This window comes from Blastococcus sp. SYSU D00669 (genome assembly GCF_054050715.1).
On the sequence record NZ_JBJGZV010000010.1, the window covers coordinates 21,605 to 38,405 of the forward strand.

Consider the following 16,801-nt stretch of genomic DNA (forward strand, 5'->3'; position numbering starts at 1 on the left):
CATCGTACGAAGGCCGCGGTCAGCGCCCGCCGACGGAGACCTCGAACTCCACCTGGCTGACGTCGGGCCGCAGCCGGGAGAAGCTGTGCACCAGCGGGTGCCCGACGCTGTCGTGCACCGTCGTGCGCACCACCAGCAGCGGCGAGCCCGCCACGACGTCGAGCAGCTCGGCCTCGTCGGGGGCCGCCATGCCGACGTCGACGACGATCCGCGCGTGGGCGAGGTCGGCGGCGTACTCGGTGCGCAGGAACTCGTACAGCGAGCCCTGGCTGAAGTCCTGCTCGGCCACCCGCGGGTAGGCCGACGCCGGCAGGAAGCTGTGCGCCACGTGGTTGGGCGCGCCGTCGACGCTGCGCAGCCGCACCAGCTCGACGACGTCGGTCGCGACGTCGAGGTCGAGCAGCTCGGCCACCCACGGCGGCGCCGGGACGACGCGCTGGGTGAGCACGGAGACGCCGACCTGCGCCCCCTGCTCGGCCATCACCGAGCCGAAGCCGGCGATGCGGTGCACGAAGCTCTCCCGGTACTCGTGCCGCATGGCCGGGCGGGTGACGAAGGTGCCCCTGCCCTGCTCGCGGACGAGGTGCCCGTCGGCCACCAGGCCGTCGACCGCGCGGCGCAGGGTGATCCGGCTGACGCCGTACTCCGCGCACAGCTGCGGCTCCGGCGGGAGCAGGGTGTGCTCCGGCAGCGCGAGGACCCGGCGCCGCAGGTGCTCGCGGACCGAGAGGTACTTCGGGCCGGCGATGGAGCTCGTCACACCCCAAAGGTACTGGACGGCTAGACGTCTGGTCGTCATGTCGTATGGGACGTCCGTCCGGCCAGGACATTCCCCGGTGACGTCCCGACACATCAGGTCGTCATGACGTAATGTCCTCTGCGACCCGGCCCCTATCCGAGGAGTACCGCCGGTGCGCATCGGCATCCTGACCGGTGGGGGCGACTGCCCCGGCCTGAACGCCGTCATCCGTTCCGTCGTCCGCTCGGCGACGATCCACCACGACAGCGAGGTGCTCGGCTTCCGCGACGGCTGGCGCGGCCTGCTCGAGGACCGGACGACGCCCCTCGACGTCGCCGCCGTCGACGGGTTGCTCACCCGCGGGGGGACGACGCTGGGCTCGGCCCGCGTCGCGCCCGAGAAGCTGCACGCCGGCGTCGACCGGATGAAGGAGGTCATGGCGGCACACGGCGTCGACGTCCTCATCCCGATCGGCGGCGAGGGCACCCTGACCGCGGCGAACCTGCTCTCCCAGGCCGGCGTGCCGGTGGTCGGCATCCCGAAGACCATCGACAACGACATCGACGGCACCGACCTGACCTTCGGCTTCGACACCGCGGTCAGCATCGCCACCGAGATGATCGACCGGCTGCACACCACCGCCGAGTCGCACCAGCGGGTGCTGCTGGTCGAGGTCATGGGCCGGCACGCCGGCTGGATCGCGCTGCACGCCGGCCTGGCCGCAGGCGCGCACGTGACGCTCGTGCCCGAGGAGCCCTTCGACGTCGCGGAGGTCGCCAAGCTGGTCGAGGACCGCTTCGCCCGCGGGGACAGCCACGTCATCGGGGTGGTCGCCGAGGGTGCGCACCCGATCCCGGGGACGATGCTGGTCCGCGACGGCGGGGTCGACGAGTACGGCCACAAGCGCTTCACCGGGGTGGCGCAGCAGCTGGGCGAGGAGCTGGAGGCGCGCACCGGCAAGGAGGTGCGCACGACCGTCCTCGGTCACGTCCAGCGCGGCGGCACGCCGACCTCGTTCGACCGGGTGCTGGCCACCCGGTTCGGCCTGCACGCCACGCAGGCCGCGCACGCCGGTGCGTTCGGCACGATGGTGGCGCTGCGCGGCACCGAGATCGAGCTCGTCCCGCTGGCCCGCGCGGTGGCCCGGCTGAAGACCGTGACGCCGTCGCGGCTGGCCGAGACCCACGCCTTCACGGGCTGATCGGCCGTCCACGAGAAGGTTGTGCGGGGTACCTGTGCAGACCCGGCTGTCACAGAGCACGATCCACCCGTGACCGGAACGCCGGACTGGCGCCAGCGCAAGCGCGAGGAGACGCACACCCGCCTCTACGAGACGGGCATGCGGCTCTTCCGGGAGCGCGGCTACGACAACGTCAGCGTCAGCGACATCGCAACGGCGTCGAAGGTGTCGGTGCCGACGTTCTACGCGCACTACCAGAGCAAAGAGCACATCGTCATGCCGATCCCCACGCAGGACGAGGTCGACGCGATCCTGGGCTCGCAGCCGCCGGACATGCCGCTGGCCGAGCGGGTCCGGACCGGCATCCTGGCCTGGATCGCCCACTACGGGCCGGAGGAGCGGCAGCAGCTGCTCGACCGGTGGCGGATCGTCGTGGCGACACCGGGGCTGCGCAACCGCGCGGCGGAGTTCGAGCGGGCGACCGCCTCGCTGGTGTCCGACGCGCTCAAGGCCGAGGCCCAGCCGGGCAGCTCGCCGGTCGCCATGGACGTCGTCGTCACCGCGAGCCTGTCGGCCTACACGCAGATCATCCTGCGGTGGGCCGAGGGCGACGGGAAGACCTCGCTGGAGACGGTGGCCGAGGACGTGCTCAACGCCCTCCGGGAGCTCTGAGCTCGAGCACGGTCACCTCGGGACGGGCGCCGATGCGCATCGGCGGCCCCCAGAACCCGACGCCCGAGGTGACGTAGAGCTGGGTGTCCCCGTGCCGGGACAGGCCCTCCACCTCGGGCTGGTCGAGCCGGATCAGCGCGTCGAAGGGCCACAGCTGGCCGCCGTGGGTGTGGCCGGACAGCTGCAGGTCCACGCCGGCCGCCCGCGCCTGCGGGAGCATGTAAGGCTGGTGGGCCATGAGGACCACCGGCCGGCTGTCGTCCCGGCCGTCGAGCGCGGCGTCGAGGTCGGCGCCGTGACCGGCCACGCCGGAGTCCGCCGCCGTCCGGTCGTCGATCCCGGCCAGGTCGAACGCCGCCGTCCCCCGCCGGATCTCGATCCGCTCGTTGCGCAGCACGTCGATGCCGAGCGTGGGCAGGTGCCGCATCCAGCCGCCGGTGTCGGCGAAGTACTCGTGGTTGCCGGTCACGAAGTAGACGCCCTGCTCGCTGACCAGGTCGGCCAGCGGCGCGACCTCCCGGCGCAGCTCGGCGACGTCGCCGTCGACAAGGTCGCCGACGATCGCCACCACGTCCGGGCGCTGCGCGTTGACCAGCTCCACCACCCGCTCGAACCGGCTGCCGCCGTAGGTGGAGGAGAGGTGGACGTCGGAGATGGTGACGATCCGCAGGCCGTCCAGGGCCGGGTCCAGCCGCGGCAGCGTGACCGGCACGCGGCGCACCGCGGGTGAGGAGTTGGCCAGGTAGGCGCCGGTGCCCGCGGTGCCGAGCGCGACGGCGCCCGCGGTGACGGCGAGACCCCGGGCGAGCAGCAGCCGGCGCTGCGGATCGGCGACCTGTGCGTCCGCGACGGCCGCGCCGGGCCCCTCCGTGCGGGGGCGGCGGGTCCACCGGCGCAGCACCAGGCGCACCGGCTCGAGGGCCAGCAGGGCGAGGAACGTGTAGAACGCGATGCCGAGCCAGGAGTAGGCGACCCAGTCCAGCGGCGCGGCGACGGCGAGCGGCAGCTCCCGGCGCAGCACGAACGCCACGGGCAGCAGCACCGCGAGCAGGACCGTGAGGAGGGTCAGCCTCCGCCGGGCACGGCCCGGCCGCGTGGTGCTGCGGACCAGCCGCCACCACAGGTAGGTGTGCAGCAGGGTGATGGCGAGGATGAGGACGGTGATGAAACCGAACACCCGGACCAGGGACAGGGTGGCCTCTCAGGGGCTCGTCGGGAACGCGGCAGCCGGGGTCACCCGCGGGTGGCCTGCTTCAGCTGCGCCTTGAAGTCGGGCCAGCGGGCCCAGAACTCCTGCTCGGCACGGTCGGCACGGGCCTCCTCGAGCGCCTCGAGCCGGCCGTAGGTCCACGCGTTCTCGCCGGCGGCGAAGGCGGCCAGCCCCAGCCGGCGGCACTCGTCGCGGGTGACCACCGTGTCCTGGCGCTCGCCGAGCAGGTCCTGCAGGTCCTTCATCGCGCGGACGAGGTCGGCCGCCGCTGCGCCCAGCACGGGCGTGGCGACCTCGGCGGTGTAGCGCACGCGCTTGGCCGCCTTGCGCGTGTCGTGCAGCAGGTGGTCGCGCTCGGCCCGCTGCTCGGTGGCCCGGGCGGCCCGCACGTCCCGCCGCAGCCGGTGCACCGTCTTCTGCAGGACCGCGCGCAGCACGGGCGCCGCCGGCTGCTGGGCCTCGTCGGTGAACGGCGGCTCGGCCACGAGGGCGTCGAGGGCGTCGCGCAGGGCCAGGTAGCGCTCCGAGCGGAGGGTGCGCAGCCCCTGCGCCGACCCCTTCGCGTGGTCCTTGATCTCCTCCTGCTGCAGCCGCGCCGCGACCGGGCCGAGGACCAGCTCGACAGGCTGCTGCCGGACCAGTGCGCGGAGGTGCTCCAGGGCCACCTCGCCGTCGCGGGCACCGGAGAACTCCTGCCCGAGCCAGCGCAGCTCCTCGCGGATCCCGTCGGTCCGCGCCCGGTCCAGCACCGGCCGGAAGGCGGCCAGGATGCTGCGGATCCGGCGGCAGGCGACCCGCAGGTCGTGCACGCCCTCCGCCTGGTCGGTGCGGACCATCAGGTCGGCGTCCTGCAGCGCCTGCACCTGGGCGGCCAGCGCCGTCCCGACGATCTCCCCGGCGGTCGCCTTCTTCGGCTTGCGGACCTCCTGCGGGACCGCGCCGTCGAGCGCGGCCAGCCGCGGGGCGAGCACCCGGGCCAGCTTGGACGCCGATCCCGACGGGCGGGCGCCGGCGGCCTCGACCCGTGCGACGACGGCGGCCAGGAGCTCCTCGTCGCCGTCCACGAGCTCGACCTCGACCTCCCGCCAGACCTCGACGGTGGCCGGCTGGTCGGGCGTGACCGACAGCAGCGTGGCGGTCACCGAGTCGTCGGCCACCTCGGCCAGGACGGCGCCGTCCTCCCCCCGGAGCAGGGTCACCGTCCGGCGCGTCGACAGGATGGCGACCGGGCCGAGCTCCGCACCCCGGGCGATGCCCAGCACCGGGTCCTGCACGCGCTTGGGCGGGACCCGTCCCGCCCGGCCCAGCGGCGAGTGCAGCTCCCGCCGGGCGCCGTCGACCCCGGGCAGCTTGACGTGCCATCCCGCGTCGGGGCCGCCGGTGCGGCGGCGCATCGTCACCTTCGCGCGGGCCAGCCGGAGGTCGGCGGTGTCGTGGTAGACCGCCTCGAGCTGCCGCTCCTCCGGGCCGTCCACCGAGGCCACGCCCTCGACGGCGGACAGGTCGGGCAGCACGAAGTCCGCCTCGACGTCGAACTTGCGCTCGATCTCGACGTGCACGTCGGTCACCGGAGGCCTCCTCTTGCTGGGGCGGTACACCGACGATCCCACCTGATGGCACCGGGTGCCCCCGTGATGTTCGCAGGTCGCGACGGCTGGGCACCCGTCGGGACGACATCGTCTGGCCCAGAGGGGAGCCGGTTCATGCTCACCGATCGCGAGGTCTCCGCCGCCGTGGGCACCACCGCCTACGACGCGCACGGCGGCAAGATCGGCACCGTCGAGCACTTCTACGTCGACGACCGCAGCGGCACGCCGTCCTGGGTGGCGGTGATCACCGGCCTGTTCGGCACCCGCACGTCGATCGTGCCGGTGCAGAGCGCCACGTTCGCCGACGGCCGGCTGGTCCTGCCGGTCACCCAGGAATCGGTGCGGTCCGCGCCCGACGTGGGCACCGGCGGGCACCTGTCCCCCGACGACGAGTCGCAGCTGCGCCGGCACTACGGCCTCGACGTCGCCGGTGTCGGGGAGCCGGCGTGGACGAACAGCGACACCGGCCTGACGCCGGCCGGGGCGGGTCCGGCGGACGACGTCGGGGAGACCCGCGCCGGGATCGCCCCCGAGCCGGCCACCGCACCGGGCACGGCACCCGCCCCGGCGCCGACGGCGGCGCCGGCTCCCGACGGCGGGATGATCCGCAGCGAGGAGCGGCTGCGGGTGTCCACCGAGCAGGTCGCCGCCACCCGGGTGCGGCTGGTGAAGTACGTGGTCACCGAGGAGGTGCAGATCACCGTCCCGGTGCGCCGGGAGGAGATCCGCATCGAGGAGGTGCCCCTGGACGGCGCCGAGCCCGGGCCGGGCGAGTCGCTGGTCGACGTCCCCGCGACCGGGGGCGGGCTGCCGGACGAGATCGTGCTGCACACCGAGCGGCCGGTGGTCAGCGTGGAGGTCGTGCCGACCGAGCGGGTGCGGCTGCGCACCGAGCTCGTGCAGGGGCAGGAGCAGGTGACCGGCCAGGTGCAGCGGGAGCAGATCGTCGTCGACCAGGACGTCGTCCCGCCCAGCGGGGGCTGAGGGCGCCCGGCTAGCGTGCGGGGCGGACACCGCCGTCCCGCCGCCAGCCAGGGAGCCGCCCCGTGGACTTCGCGCCCGACCCCCGCACGACCGAGCTCGCCACGAGCCTGCAGGCCTTCCTCGACGAGGAGGTCTACCCGGCCGAGAAGGTGTTCGCCGAGCAGGTGCAGACGTCGGGCTGGGACCGCCCGCCGGTGATCGAGGAGCTCAAGGCCTCGGCGCGCGAGCGCGGGCTGTGGAACCTGTTCCTGCCGCGGGAGCACTTCGAGCGGCACGGCTACGGCGCCGGGCTGACCAACCTGCAGTACGCCCCGCTGGCCGAGCTCACCGGCCGCAGCCCGGCCCTGGCGCCGGAGGCGGTCAACTCGGCGGCCCCGGACACCGGCAACATGGAGCTGCTGTCGCTGTTCGGCACCGACCAGCAGCGGGCCGAGTGGCTGGAGCCGCTGCTGGCCGGCGAGATCCGGTCGGTGTTCTCGATGACCGAGCCCGCGGTCGCCTCCTCGGACGCCACCAACATCCGCACCCAGATCCGCCGGGAGGGCGACGAGTACGTCATCCAGGGCCGCAAGTGGTGGTCCTCGGGGGCGATGAGCTCCTCGTGCCGGATCGCGATCGTCATGGGCGTCACCGACCCCGACGCCGAGCCGCACCGCCGGCAGTCGATGGTGCTCGTGCCCTTCGACACCCCCGGCGTGAAGGTCGAGCGCTCGACCAGCGTGTTCGGCTTCTCCGACGCCTCGCACGGCGGGCACGCCGAGATCCACTACGACGACGTCCGGGTGCCGGTGGCCAACCTGCTCGGCGAGCCGGGCTCCGGGTTCGCGCTGGCGCAGGCGCGGCTGGGTCCGGGGCGGATCCACCACTGCATGCGGCTGCTGGGCATGGCCGAGCGGGCGGTGGACCTGATGGTGGACCGGGTCAAGCAGCGGGTGGCCTTCGGCAAGCCGGTAGCCGAGCAGGGCGTCGTCCAGCACTGGATCGCCCAGTCGCGGATCCGGATCGAGCAGGCCCGGCTGCTGGTGCTCAAGACCGCCTGGCTGATCGACACCGTGGGCAACAAGGGCGCCCGCACCGAGATCGCGGCGATCAAGGTCGCCGTCCCCGAGGTGACGAAGTACGTGGTCGACCGGGCCATCCAGGCGCACGGCGGCATGGGTGTCAGCCAGGACACCCCGCTGGCCTCGCTCTACGCCCAGGCGCGGCTGCTGCAGATCGCCGACGGCCCCGACGAGGTGCACGAGATGGTGATCGCCCGCCGGGAGCTGAAGGCGCGCGACTGACATCGAGGCCCCGCGCGCAGATCTCCTGGGCGTCCGGCCGCCGCTGACGCCAGGATCTCCCCGTGCGGGGTCTCGAGATCGTCGTCGTCATCGGGGTCCTGGTGCTGCTCGGCGGGGTGCTCGGGCAGCGCCTGCGGCTGCCGGCGCCGCTGGTCCAGCTGCTGCTCGGCGTCGGGTTCGGGTTCGTGCCCGGCCTCGGCGACGTGGAGATGCCGCCGGAGCTGGTGCTGTTCCTGTTCCTGCCGGCGCTGCTGTACTGGGAGGCGATCAACACCTCCCTGCGCGAGGCCCGGGCGAACCTGCGGGTGATCTCGCTGTTCGCCATCGGCCTGGTGCTGGCGACCGCGGGCACCGTCGCCGTCGTCGCGCACGCCCTGGGCCTGTCGTGGCCGATGGCCTTCGTCCTCGGCGCCGTCCTGGCGCCGACCGACGCGACCGCGGTGGCCGCGGTGGCCGGCCGGCTGCCGCGGCGGATCGGGACGACGCTGCGGGCGGAGAGCCTGGTCAACGACGGGACGGCGCTGGTGCTCTTCGGCGTCGCCGTCGGGGTGGCGGTCGGCGAGCTCGAGGTCGGCGCGGGCGACGTGGCCTGGGAGCTGGTGCTCTCGTACGCCGGCGGGATCGGCATCGGCCTCGCCGTCGCGGCGCTGTCGTACTGGGTGCGGCCGAGGTTGCACGACGTCCGGCTGGAGGGCGTCGCGAGCGTGCTCACCCCGTTCGTCGCGTTCCTGCCCGCCGAGCTGCTGCACGTCTCGGGCGTGGTCGCGGTCGTCGTCGCCGGGCTGGCGCTGTCCCAGGTGACGCCCCGGGTCATGGGCGCCCGCACCCGCGTGCAGGCGCGCGCGTTCTGGAGCCTCTCCACCTACCTGCTCAACGGCACGCTGTTCGTGCTCATCGGGCTGCAGCTGCACGTCGTCGTCGAGGGCCGGTCGGCCGCCGACCTGCTGGCCGGCGCCGGGACGGCGCTGCTCGTCGCGCTCGTCGTCCTGGGCACGCGGCTGCTGTGGGTGAACACCATGCCGTACGTGATCCGCGCGCTCGACCGGCGGCCGGCCCAGCGGCTGCGCCGCATGGGCTTCCGGCAGCGCCAGCCGGGCGCCTGGGCCGGGTTCCGCGGGGCCGTCTCGCTCGCCGCCGCGCTGGCCATCCCGTTCCAGGACGCCGACGGCGACCCGCTGGCCGGCCGCGACACGGTCCTGCTGGTCACCTTCGGCGTCATCGCCTTCACGCTGCTGGTGCAGGGGCCGACGCTGCCGGCCGTCGTCCGCTGGGCCCGGCTGCCCGAGGACCGCGCCGAGGTGCGCGAGCAGCGCCTGGCCGAGCGGACGGCGACCCGGGCGGCGCTCGACGTCATCGACGACCGCGCCACCGAGCTGGACGTGCCCGCCGAGGTGGTCGAGCGGGTGCGGTCGGCCTACGGGGAGCACCTGCGCGAGATCGACCTGCGGGAGACCGTCCTCGACGACGGCGGCGGCGCGGAGGAGGAGCGCGCGGCGCTGCACGCGGTCAAGGCGGAGCGGAGGCTGCGCCTGGCGCTGCTGGCCGACAAGCGGCGTGCGGTCGACGACCTGCGGCACACGCACGCGATCGACGACCTGGTGCTGCTGCGGGTCCAGGCGCAGCTCGACGCCGAGGAGGTGCGCCTCGACGGCGTCCCCGAAGCGGAGTAGGTGGAGTGGGTCGGTCAGGGTCACGCCGACGGGGCCACTCCGCTCACGCCCGGCGGTCGGGGAGGAAGCGGAAGCGGTCGCGGGTGGCGGTGACCTCGGCGGGGTCGACATCGGCCAGCACGACCGTCTCGACGCCGGCCGCGGTGGCGAGCAGCTCCCCGGTCGGGCTCACGATCCGGCTGTCGCCGACGTGCTCGGTGCCGTCGCCGGCGATCCCCACCCGGTTGCAGCCGACGACGTAGGCCTGGTTCTCGATCGCGCGGGCCTGCAGCAACGTCTGCCAGTGGTGCCGCCGCGGGCTGGGCCAGTTGGCCGGGACGAGGTAGACGTCGGTGTGCGCGGCGGCGTCCCAGAAGACGTTGGCGAAGCGCAGGTCGTAGCAGATGAACGGGGTGACCCGCAGGCCGCCGATCTCGACGGTGGCCGGCTTCTCCCCCGCCCGGAACCGCTCGTGCTCGCCGGCGTGGGTGAACGGGTGCAGCTTGCGGTAGCGGTGCGTCGTCCCGTCCGGCCCGGCGAGGACGAACGAGTTGTAGGGCAGTTCGCCGTCGGCCGCGACCTCCGGGCAGGTGCCGCCGACCCAGGCGCCGTGCTCGGCGGCCTGCGCCTGCAGGAACCGCGCCGACGGGCCGCCCTCGGGCTCGCCGATCCCGGGCGTCATGGAGAACCCGGTGGAGAACGTCTCGGTGAGCAGCACCAGCTCCGCGCCGGCGCCGACCGCCCGGGCCACCCACGGGGCGAGCCGCGCGAAGTTGGCGTCGCGGTCCTCCCACACGATGTCGTGCTGCACCGCCGCGATCCTCATGCCATCCCCCTCAGCCGCTCCACCGCTTCGCCCAGCACCTCGTCGCGCTTGCAGAACGCGAACCGGACCAGGTGCCGGCCCAGCGCCGCGTGCGCCGGGTCGTAGAAGACCACGGTCGGGACGGCGACGACACCGGCCCGCTCCGGCAGCGACCGGCAGAACGCCAGCCCGTCGCCGTCCGGCTGCACGGGGCGGACGTCGACGGTGGCGAAGTACGTCGCCTCCGGGCTGACCACCGGCAGGCCCGCCGCGCGCAGGCCCCGCACCAGGACGTCGCGGCGGTACTCCAGGTCGCGGGCGATGCCGGCGAAGTACTCGTCGGGCAGCGCCAGACCCGCGGCGACCGCCGGCTGGAACGGGCCGCCGTTGACGTAGGTGAGGAACTGCTTGGCGGTGCGGACGGCGGCCACCAGCGGCGCCGGCCCGCAGATCCAGCCGATCTTCCAGCCGGTGGTGTTGAACGTCTTCCCGGCGCTGCTGACGACCAGCGTGCGCTCGCGCATGCCGGGCAGCGTCGCGATCGAGCGGTGCCGGGCGCCGGAGAAGACCAGGTGCTCGTACACCTCGTCGGTGAGCACGAGCAGCTCGTGCTCCATGGCCAGGGCGGCCAGCGTCGCCAGCTCCTCGGCGGTGAACACCTTGCCGGTGGGGTTGTGCGGGGTGTTGAGCACCAGCAGCTTGGTGCGGGGGGTGACGGCGGCGCGCAGCTCGATGGGGTCGAACGTCCAGCGGCCCTCGCCGGACGCCGGCGGGTGCAGCGGCACCGGGCGCAGCACGCCGCCGGCCATGGCCACGCCGGCGGGGTAGCTGTCGTACATCGGCTCGAACAGCACGACCTCGTCGCCCGGCTCGAGCAGCGCGATCAGGGCCGCGGCCAGCGCCTCGGTCGCCCCGGCGGTGACCAGCACCTCGCCGTCGGGGTCGTACGCGAGCCCGCCGAAGCGCCGCACGTGGTCGGCGATCGCGGCGCGCAGCTCCGGGATCCCCGGCCCGGGCGGGTACTGGTCGTGCGCGGTGCCGATCGCGGCGCGCGCGACGTCGAGGACCTCGGGCGGGCCGGGGTAGTCGGGGAAGCCCTGGCCGAGGTTCACCGAGCCGGTGGCCACCGCCAGCGCGCTCATCTCGGCGAAGATCGTCGTCCCGAAGCCCTGGAGCCGGGACGACAGGTACGGCACGCGGGTCACGGGACCACCTTCTCGAACCGGACGCGCCGGGTGGTGACGTCGGCCTCGACCAGCCGCACCCCCACCCGGGTGCCCGGCGTCAGCGCACCGGCGCAGCGGGCGCGGACGGCGAGGGCGTCGAGCACCACGGTGCCCTCGTCGACCGCGACGCCGGCGAACACCGAGCCTTCCCGGCCGTGCAGCAGCCAGCACTCGGTGGCGTCGACGACCGCCCGCTCCACCTCGCGGGTCCGCCGGTCGGAGGCGGCCATGAGCGCCGGCAGCTCGGGCAGCGCGGCGCGCAGCCGCTCGTCGGGGGCGCGACCGGCCGCGAGGGCGAGGCAGACCTCGGTGGCGAACCGGTCGACCAGCCGCCGCAGCGGCGCGGTGACGTGCGCGTAGGGCGCGGCGACCCCGGCGTGCAGGGGCTGCTCGGGCGGGGCGCCGTCGAAGGCGGTGTACCCCGAGCCCCGCAGCAGCGTGGCAGCCTCCTCGAGGAAGGCCGCGTGCCGGGCGTCGCCGGCGTCCAGCCCGCTGATGACCGCGCCCGGCGCCGCCCCCGCCGGCCAGTCGACGCCGAGGGCCGGGGCGAGCAGCCGCAGCCGCTCGACGTCCTCTGCCCGGGCCGGGGGCAGGGTGCGCAGCAGCCCGACGCCGCCGTCGAGCATGAGCCCGGCCGCGCACCGGCCGGTCAGCAGCGAGATCTGCGCGTTCCACGCCTCCACCGGCAGGTCGCCGCGGAAGGCGAGGGTCCAGCCGCCGTCCGGCGTCGGGCGCACCTCCTGCTCCGGGGTGCCCAGCTCGATCGCCCCCCGGTCGGCGGCGCGCGCCAGCAGCAGCCGGCCGACGTCCGGCAGCAGGGCCAGGGGCCCGGGCAGCGCGCCGGCGTCGGCCTGCTGCTGGACGGACGGGTAGTCCAGCTGGGCGCGGCTGCGCACCCGGGCCCGGCGGACGGCGGAGCTCCTCAGCTCGCCGTCGCCGTCCAGGTCCATCGTCCAGATCACGGCCGGGGTGACCTGCCCGGGCAGCAGGCTGGCCGCGCCCTCGCTGAGCACCGGCGGGTGCAGCGGGGTCCGGCGGTCGGGGCAGTAGACGGTCTGCCCGCGCCGCCGGGTCTCGGCGTCGAGCGCGCCGCCGGGCCGCAGGAAGGCCGCGACGTCGGCGATCGCGTAGGTGACGCGGTACCCGGAGCCGAGCGCGGCCAGGTGCACCGCCTGGTCGAGGTCACGGCTGCCCGGCGGGTCGACGGTGACCAGCTCGACGTCGGTCGCGTCGAGCTCGGGCAGCGGCGGGCGGGCGGCCGCGCCGGCCGCCTCGGCGACGGCGTCGGCGCCGAACTCCTCCGGCACGCCGAGCTCCGCGCGGATCGCCGCGAAGTCCGGCGGGGCCGGCGCCTCGGGCGCCCAGTGCGGGACCCGGAGGGGTTGGCGGGCAGGACGGTCCACCGACCACCTCCGGCGTTCCACGTGGAACCAGGCGGCTGGTCAGCCCCCGGCCGGCTGCGTGCGCAGCTCTCGCCTCAGGATCTTGCCCGTCACCGTCTTGGGCAGCTCGCCGACCAGCTCGATCGTGCGCGGGTACTTGTAGGCGGCCATCCGCTCCTTGCAGAACGCGACGAGCTCCTCCGGGGTCGCCTCGGTGCCCGGCTTGAGCGAGACGAAGGCCTTCACCGTCTCACCGCGGTACTCGTCCGGGACGCCGACGACGGCGGCCTCGCGCACCGCCGGGTGCCCGTACAGGACGTCCTCGACCTCCCGCGGCCACACCTTGTAGCCCGACGCGTTGATCATGTCCTTCTTGCGGTCGACGATGAAGATCCAGCCCTCGGGGGTCATGAACCCGACGTCGCCGGAGTGCAGCTCGCGGCCGGGCAGCGACTCCTCGGTCTCCTTCTCCTTGCCCCAGTAGCCGAGCACCACCTGCGGCCCGCGCGCGCAGATCTCGCCGACCTCGCCCAGCGGCACCGGCTGCCCCTGCTCGTCGAGGATGCGCACGACGGTGTTGTTGACCGGGCAGCCGACGGAGAAGGCGCCGGAGGTGGGGTCGACCGGTGAGGCGACCCCGCGCGGGGTCGCGGTCATCGGCGAGGTGGTCTCGGTGAGCCCGTAGGCGTTGTGGATCGGCAGGCCCGTCGCCTTCTCGAACGCCTCCGCGGTCGACGGCGCGATCGCCGCGCCGCCGGAGTAGATGTACTCGAACGAGGAGAAGTCCTCCCGGTCGAAGCCGGGGGCGTTCATCAGCGCGATGAACACGGTGATCGCCCCGATGGTGAACGTCGGCCGGTGCTCGCGGATGGCGTCGAGCACGACCTGCGGCTCGAACCGGTAGGCGAGCACCAGCGCCGAGCCGCTGAGCAGGCAGACGCCGATGTGCCCGATCAGGCCGGTGATGTGGAACAGCGGGGCGACGCCGAGCACCGAGCCGTGCGTGCCGACGCCCACGTAGTCGCGGTAGACCTGCGCGGTGAAGCAGACGTTGCCGTGGGTGTTCATCGCACCCTTTGGCACGCCGGTCGTGCCGGAGGTGTAGGTCAGGAACGCGACGTCGTCGACGCCGTAGCTGACGTCGGGGACCGACTGCCCGCGGTGCTGCTCGATCAGCTCGGCGAGGTCGGTGGTGCCCTCGTGCCGCTGGCGGGTGACGCCGTCGAACAGGCGGGCGTCGGCGCGCGACTGGTGCTCCAGCTCCGACGTCGTGAGCACGAGGGTGACGTCGCTGTCGGGGACGACCTTGCGGGCGACCGAGTCGTACAGCGACTCCAGGCAGAGCAGCACCTTCGCGCCGGAGTCCTTGAGCTGGTAGTCCAGCTCGCGCTCGCGGTTCATCGGGTTGATCGAGACCATGATCCCGCCGGCCTTCCAGGTGGCGACCATGGCCAGCACGAACTGCGGGACGTTCTGCAGGTACACGGCGAGCCGGTCGCCGCGCCGGAAGCCGTGGGCCAGCAGGCCGGCGGCCAGCGCCGTCGACTGCTCGTCGAGCTCCCGCCACGTGAGGGTGCCGTCGAAGTACCTGATCGCGGGGTCGTCGGGTCGGGCGGCGATGGTGGCGCGGGCCATCGCGAGGGCGTCGTCGAACTCCACGTCGACGTCCGGCGGCTGGTCGGGGGTGTAGTTGGCGAGCCAGGGACGGTCGTCGTACGTGGTCACGGTGGAGGCCCCCTCGACGGCGGTGTCAGGTTCCCCCATACAAGCCGAGAGCCACGTCACAGTCCACCGGCGGCGGTCAGCCGATGCGGACCTCTTCCAGCCCCTCGATCGCGACCACGTCGCCTCGGCGCAGCTGGCGGCCGCGGCGCTCCTCGGGCTCGCCGTTCACCCGAACCGCTCCGGTGAGCAGCACGTCCTTGACCTGCGCGCCGGTGGGCACGGCGTCGACCAGCTTGAGCAGCTGCCCGAGCCGGATGGTGTCCTCGCCGGCGCGGAGCTCGACGGTGCGCACTCAGGCCCCCGTCAGCTCGTCGCCGACGGCGACCGTGCCGGCCTGCCGGACCAGCGCGCCGACGGCGAGGGTGCTGGCGCGCTCGCGGTGGATGGTCTTGAGGACGCCGTTGTCGCGGCCGATCCCGCCCGGCTGCGGGCGGGTCACCATGACGCAGCGGGACACGGGCTCGCGCAGCTCCAGCACCACCGAGCCGAGCCGCTGGCGGGTGCCGACCAGCGCGTCCTCGCCCTCGCCGTCCAGGACGACGTTGGCGCGGAACCGGCGGCGGTCCCACGAGGCGAGCGTGCCGGTGGAGACGAGCGTGACGCGGAAGTCGGGGTTGTCGTGGAAGGCCTCGGCGGCCCCGTGCCACGGGTACCAGCCGTCGCTCTCGTCGTCGTCGATCCCCTCGTAGCGGGGGGCGTTCCCGGTGGCCGGCCGCAGCCCGATCCGGCGGCCGGCCCAGTCGGACAGGACCGCGTCGTCGGTGGTCACCGTGCCGTCGGGCAGCACCACCTCGACGCCGCCGTCGTCCCGCAGGCGGCCGGCGGCGAACAGCAGGTCGGGCACCCGGCGCGCGGTGAGCCCGAACCCGGTGTCGAGGTCGAACAGCGCCCACTGCCGGTCGCCGGCGACGCCGAGCGCGCCGACCTCGGCCCGCTGCAGCCGCTCGCCCTGCAGCGACTTGACGGGGTACCGCCAGAGCTCCGCGACCCGCACGGTCAGCCCGCCGGGGTCCAGGAGACCGACCAGCTGCTCCGCCACTGCCGCCCCGGCTCGAGGACGACGAGGTCGACGCCGTCGGCCAGCGCGTTGGGCGGGCAGGTCATCGGCTCGACGGCGAGGCTGCGGCGGCGCTCGCCGGCGGGCAGGGTGTCGCCGCTGTAGACCTGCAGCCACGGCCAGCCCTCGTCGACCGCGACGGTCAGCTCCCCTGCCGGGCCGGCCAGCCGCACCCGCGCCCAGCCGTCGTCGTCGCGGCTCAGGTCGGTGAGCGGGTCGTCGAAGCGGCGGTCGCCGATGCGGCCGACGGCGCCGTCGAACGGCCGCGTCTCGCCGGTGGGCAGCCCGTCGTCCCCCACCACCACGAGGGTGCGGGCGGGCAGCGTCAGCTCGGCCTCGGCCAGTCCCCCGTCCTCCCGCGCCCCGACGCCGAAGTAGGGGTGCATCCCGGCACCGAAGGGCGCCGGCGCGTGCCCGGCGTTGCCCACCCGCAGCGTGACGTCGAGCTGGTCGGCCGACAGGGCGTAGTCGACCGCGACCGCCAGCCGGAACGGGTAGCCCGGGCGCGGCTCGACGAGCGTCCCGACGGAGAGCACGCCCTCGCTGCGGTCGAGGATGCTCCAGGGCTGCCAGGAGACCAGCCCGTGCATGGCGACCGGGCGCTTCGTCGAGGCGATCTCGAGCTGCAGCTCCTCGCCGTCCCAGGTCCAGCGGCCGTCGCGCAGCCGGTTGGGCCAGGGCAGCAGGACGTGACCGCGCCGGCCGTTCGGCACGGTGCCGGACGGGTAGCCGTCGAGGACGTCCCACCCGCCGACGACGAGCCGGCGCAGCCCGCCGCCGCGCAGGTCGACGTCGAGCCGGGCCTCGTCGCAGAGGACCCGCGCCTCGGCCGGCTCGGTGGCCGGCCACTCGGGCGAGGTCCGCGGGTTGATCGACACGGCGTCAGCTCACCACAACGTCACGGCAGTTCGTAGTCGAGGGTGAGGACGGCGCCGGACTCTCCGTGGGCGATGGTGATCCGCCCGCGCAGACCGGCGAGGTCCCCGGTGCCGGTGCCCGGCAGCACCACCCCGCTGGAGCTCGACCACTCCCCGTCGACGACCCCGGTGTGCTGGAGGACGAAGGAGCCGCTGCGGCCCTCCAGCTCGCCGGTGACCAGCTCCAGCGCGGCGTAGCCGACCGGCGCCTCGCCCAGGGCGGCGCTGGTCATGCTCACCACGCTGGAGCCGGTCAGCGGGCCGGAGAAGGTCTTGCGCAGGGTCACCCGGCCGAAGGTGACCGGCCCGGCCTCCCCCAGCTCCAGCGGCTCGGGTTCCCAGCCGGTGACCTCGAACGGAACCTCGACGACGGTGCCCATGCG

At 74.5% G+C, this 16,801-nt stretch carries 16 protein-coding genes; 5 read left to right on the plus strand and 11 right to left on the minus strand.

Annotated elements, in window-relative coordinates:
* Window positions 1-19 precede the first annotated feature (19 nt).
* Window positions 20-760 carry a GntR family transcriptional regulator gene (locus ACI8AF_RS09230; RefSeq protein ID WP_456539397.1) on the minus strand — a complete coding sequence of 247 codons (741 nt, stop codon included), beginning with the start codon at window positions 758-760 and terminating at the stop codon, window positions 20-22.
* A gap of 151 nt (window positions 761-911) precedes the next feature.
* Between ACI8AF_RS09230 and ACI8AF_RS09235 the strand changes: the two genes are divergently transcribed.
* Window positions 912-1,940, plus strand: a complete 1,029-nt coding sequence (locus ACI8AF_RS09235) for an ATP-dependent 6-phosphofructokinase (protein ID WP_456539398.1) — start codon at window positions 912-914, stop codon at window positions 1,938-1,940.
* 69 nt (window positions 1,941-2,009) lie between these two features.
* Window positions 2,010-2,591 (plus strand): TetR/AcrR family transcriptional regulator, encoded by a 582-nt coding sequence (locus ACI8AF_RS09240; protein WP_456539399.1) that lies wholly within the window; start codon window positions 2,010-2,012, stop codon window positions 2,589-2,591.
* Here ACI8AF_RS09240 and ACI8AF_RS09245 read toward each other — a convergent pair.
* Both ACI8AF_RS09245 and ACI8AF_RS09250 read right to left on the minus strand, forming a co-directional pair.
* Complete coding sequence (locus tag ACI8AF_RS09245) at window positions 2,569-3,768, minus strand: metallophosphoesterase (RefSeq protein WP_456539400.1); 1,200 nt, start codon at window positions 3,766-3,768, stop codon at window positions 2,569-2,571. The genes ACI8AF_RS09240 and ACI8AF_RS09245 overlap by 23 nt on opposite strands.
* Before the next feature lie 56 nt (window positions 3,769-3,824).
* Window positions 3,825-5,369: a CYTH and CHAD domain-containing protein gene (locus ACI8AF_RS09250; protein WP_456539401.1), complete on the minus strand. Its 1,545-nt coding sequence runs from the start codon at window positions 5,367-5,369 to the stop codon at window positions 3,825-3,827.
* Window positions 5,370-5,504: 135 nt separating this feature from the next.
* Between ACI8AF_RS09250 and ACI8AF_RS09255 the strand changes: the two genes are divergently transcribed.
* The 3 genes from ACI8AF_RS09255 to ACI8AF_RS09265 all read left to right on the plus strand — a co-directional run bounded on the left by ACI8AF_RS09255 (window position 5,505) and on the right by ACI8AF_RS09265 (window position 9,327).
* On the plus strand, window positions 5,505-6,374 hold the full coding sequence (locus ACI8AF_RS09255; RefSeq protein WP_456539402.1) for a YsnF/AvaK domain-containing protein: 870 nt from the start codon (window positions 5,505-5,507) through the stop codon (window positions 6,372-6,374).
* Window positions 6,375-6,436: 62 nt separating this feature from the next.
* Window positions 6,437-7,657 (plus strand): acyl-CoA dehydrogenase family protein, encoded by a 1,221-nt coding sequence (locus ACI8AF_RS09260; protein ID WP_456539403.1) that lies wholly within the window; start codon window positions 6,437-6,439, stop codon window positions 7,655-7,657.
* A gap of 62 nt (window positions 7,658-7,719) precedes the next feature.
* The gene (locus ACI8AF_RS09265) at window positions 7,720-9,327 is read left to right on the plus strand and encodes a Na+/H+ antiporter (RefSeq protein WP_456539404.1); all 1,608 of its coding nucleotides are present in this window, start codon (window positions 7,720-7,722) and stop codon (window positions 9,325-9,327) included.
* A gap of 43 nt (window positions 9,328-9,370) precedes the next feature.
* Here ACI8AF_RS09265 and ACI8AF_RS09270 read toward each other — a convergent pair whose 3' ends face one another.
* The 8 genes from ACI8AF_RS09270 to ACI8AF_RS09305 form a co-directional block, all read right to left on the minus strand.
* The gene (locus ACI8AF_RS09270) at window positions 9,371-10,132 is read right to left on the minus strand and encodes a nitrilase-related carbon-nitrogen hydrolase (RefSeq protein WP_456539405.1); all 762 of its coding nucleotides are present in this window, start codon (window positions 10,130-10,132) and stop codon (window positions 9,371-9,373) included.
* Entirely contained in the window at window positions 10,129-11,316 is a 1,188-nt protein-coding gene (locus tag ACI8AF_RS09275; RefSeq protein WP_456539406.1) for a pyridoxal phosphate-dependent aminotransferase, read from the minus strand. Before ACI8AF_RS09275 ends, ACI8AF_RS09270 begins: the two co-directional genes overlap by 4 nt.
* Window positions 11,313-12,740, minus strand: coding sequence for an RNB domain-containing ribonuclease (locus ACI8AF_RS09280; protein ID WP_456539407.1), 1,428 nt, complete (start codon window positions 12,738-12,740; stop codon window positions 11,313-11,315). Before ACI8AF_RS09280 ends, ACI8AF_RS09275 begins: the two co-directional genes overlap by 4 nt.
* A 39-nt stretch (window positions 12,741-12,779) precedes the next feature.
* Entirely contained in the window at window positions 12,780-14,444 is a 1,665-nt protein-coding gene (locus tag ACI8AF_RS09285; protein WP_456539408.1) for a class I adenylate-forming enzyme family protein, read from the minus strand.
* A gap of 76 nt (window positions 14,445-14,520) precedes the next feature.
* Window positions 14,521-14,736: an RNA-binding S4 domain-containing protein gene (locus ACI8AF_RS09290; RefSeq protein ID WP_456539409.1), complete on the minus strand. Its 216-nt coding sequence runs from the start codon at window positions 14,734-14,736 to the stop codon at window positions 14,521-14,523.
* Window positions 14,737-15,483, minus strand: coding sequence for an MOSC domain-containing protein (locus ACI8AF_RS09295; RefSeq protein WP_456539410.1), 747 nt, complete (start codon window positions 15,481-15,483; stop codon window positions 14,737-14,739).
* Window positions 15,441-16,379 (minus strand): aldose 1-epimerase family protein, encoded by a 939-nt coding sequence (locus ACI8AF_RS09300; RefSeq protein ID WP_456539411.1) that lies wholly within the window; start codon window positions 16,377-16,379, stop codon window positions 15,441-15,443. Before ACI8AF_RS09300 ends, ACI8AF_RS09295 begins: the two co-directional genes overlap by 43 nt.
* Before the next feature lie 20 nt (window positions 16,380-16,399).
* Window positions 16,400-16,798 carry a DUF3224 domain-containing protein gene (locus tag ACI8AF_RS09305; protein ID WP_456539412.1) on the minus strand — a complete coding sequence of 133 codons (399 nt, stop codon included), beginning with the start codon at window positions 16,796-16,798 and terminating at the stop codon, window positions 16,400-16,402.
* Window positions 16,799-16,801: the final 3 nt, after the last annotated feature.

Coding starts and splice junctions, on each gene's coding strand:
- ACI8AF_RS09270 (WP_456539405.1), bottom strand. CDS start 10,132: ATGAGGATCGCGGCGGTGCAGCACGACATCGTGTGGGAGGACCGCGAC.
- ACI8AF_RS09305 (WP_456539412.1), bottom strand. CDS start 16,798: ATGGGCACCGTCGTCGAGGTTCCGTTCGAGGTCACCGGCTGGGAACCC.
- ACI8AF_RS09255 (WP_456539402.1), top strand. CDS start 5,505: ATGCTCACCGATCGCGAGGTCTCCGCCGCCGTGGGCACCACCGCCTAC.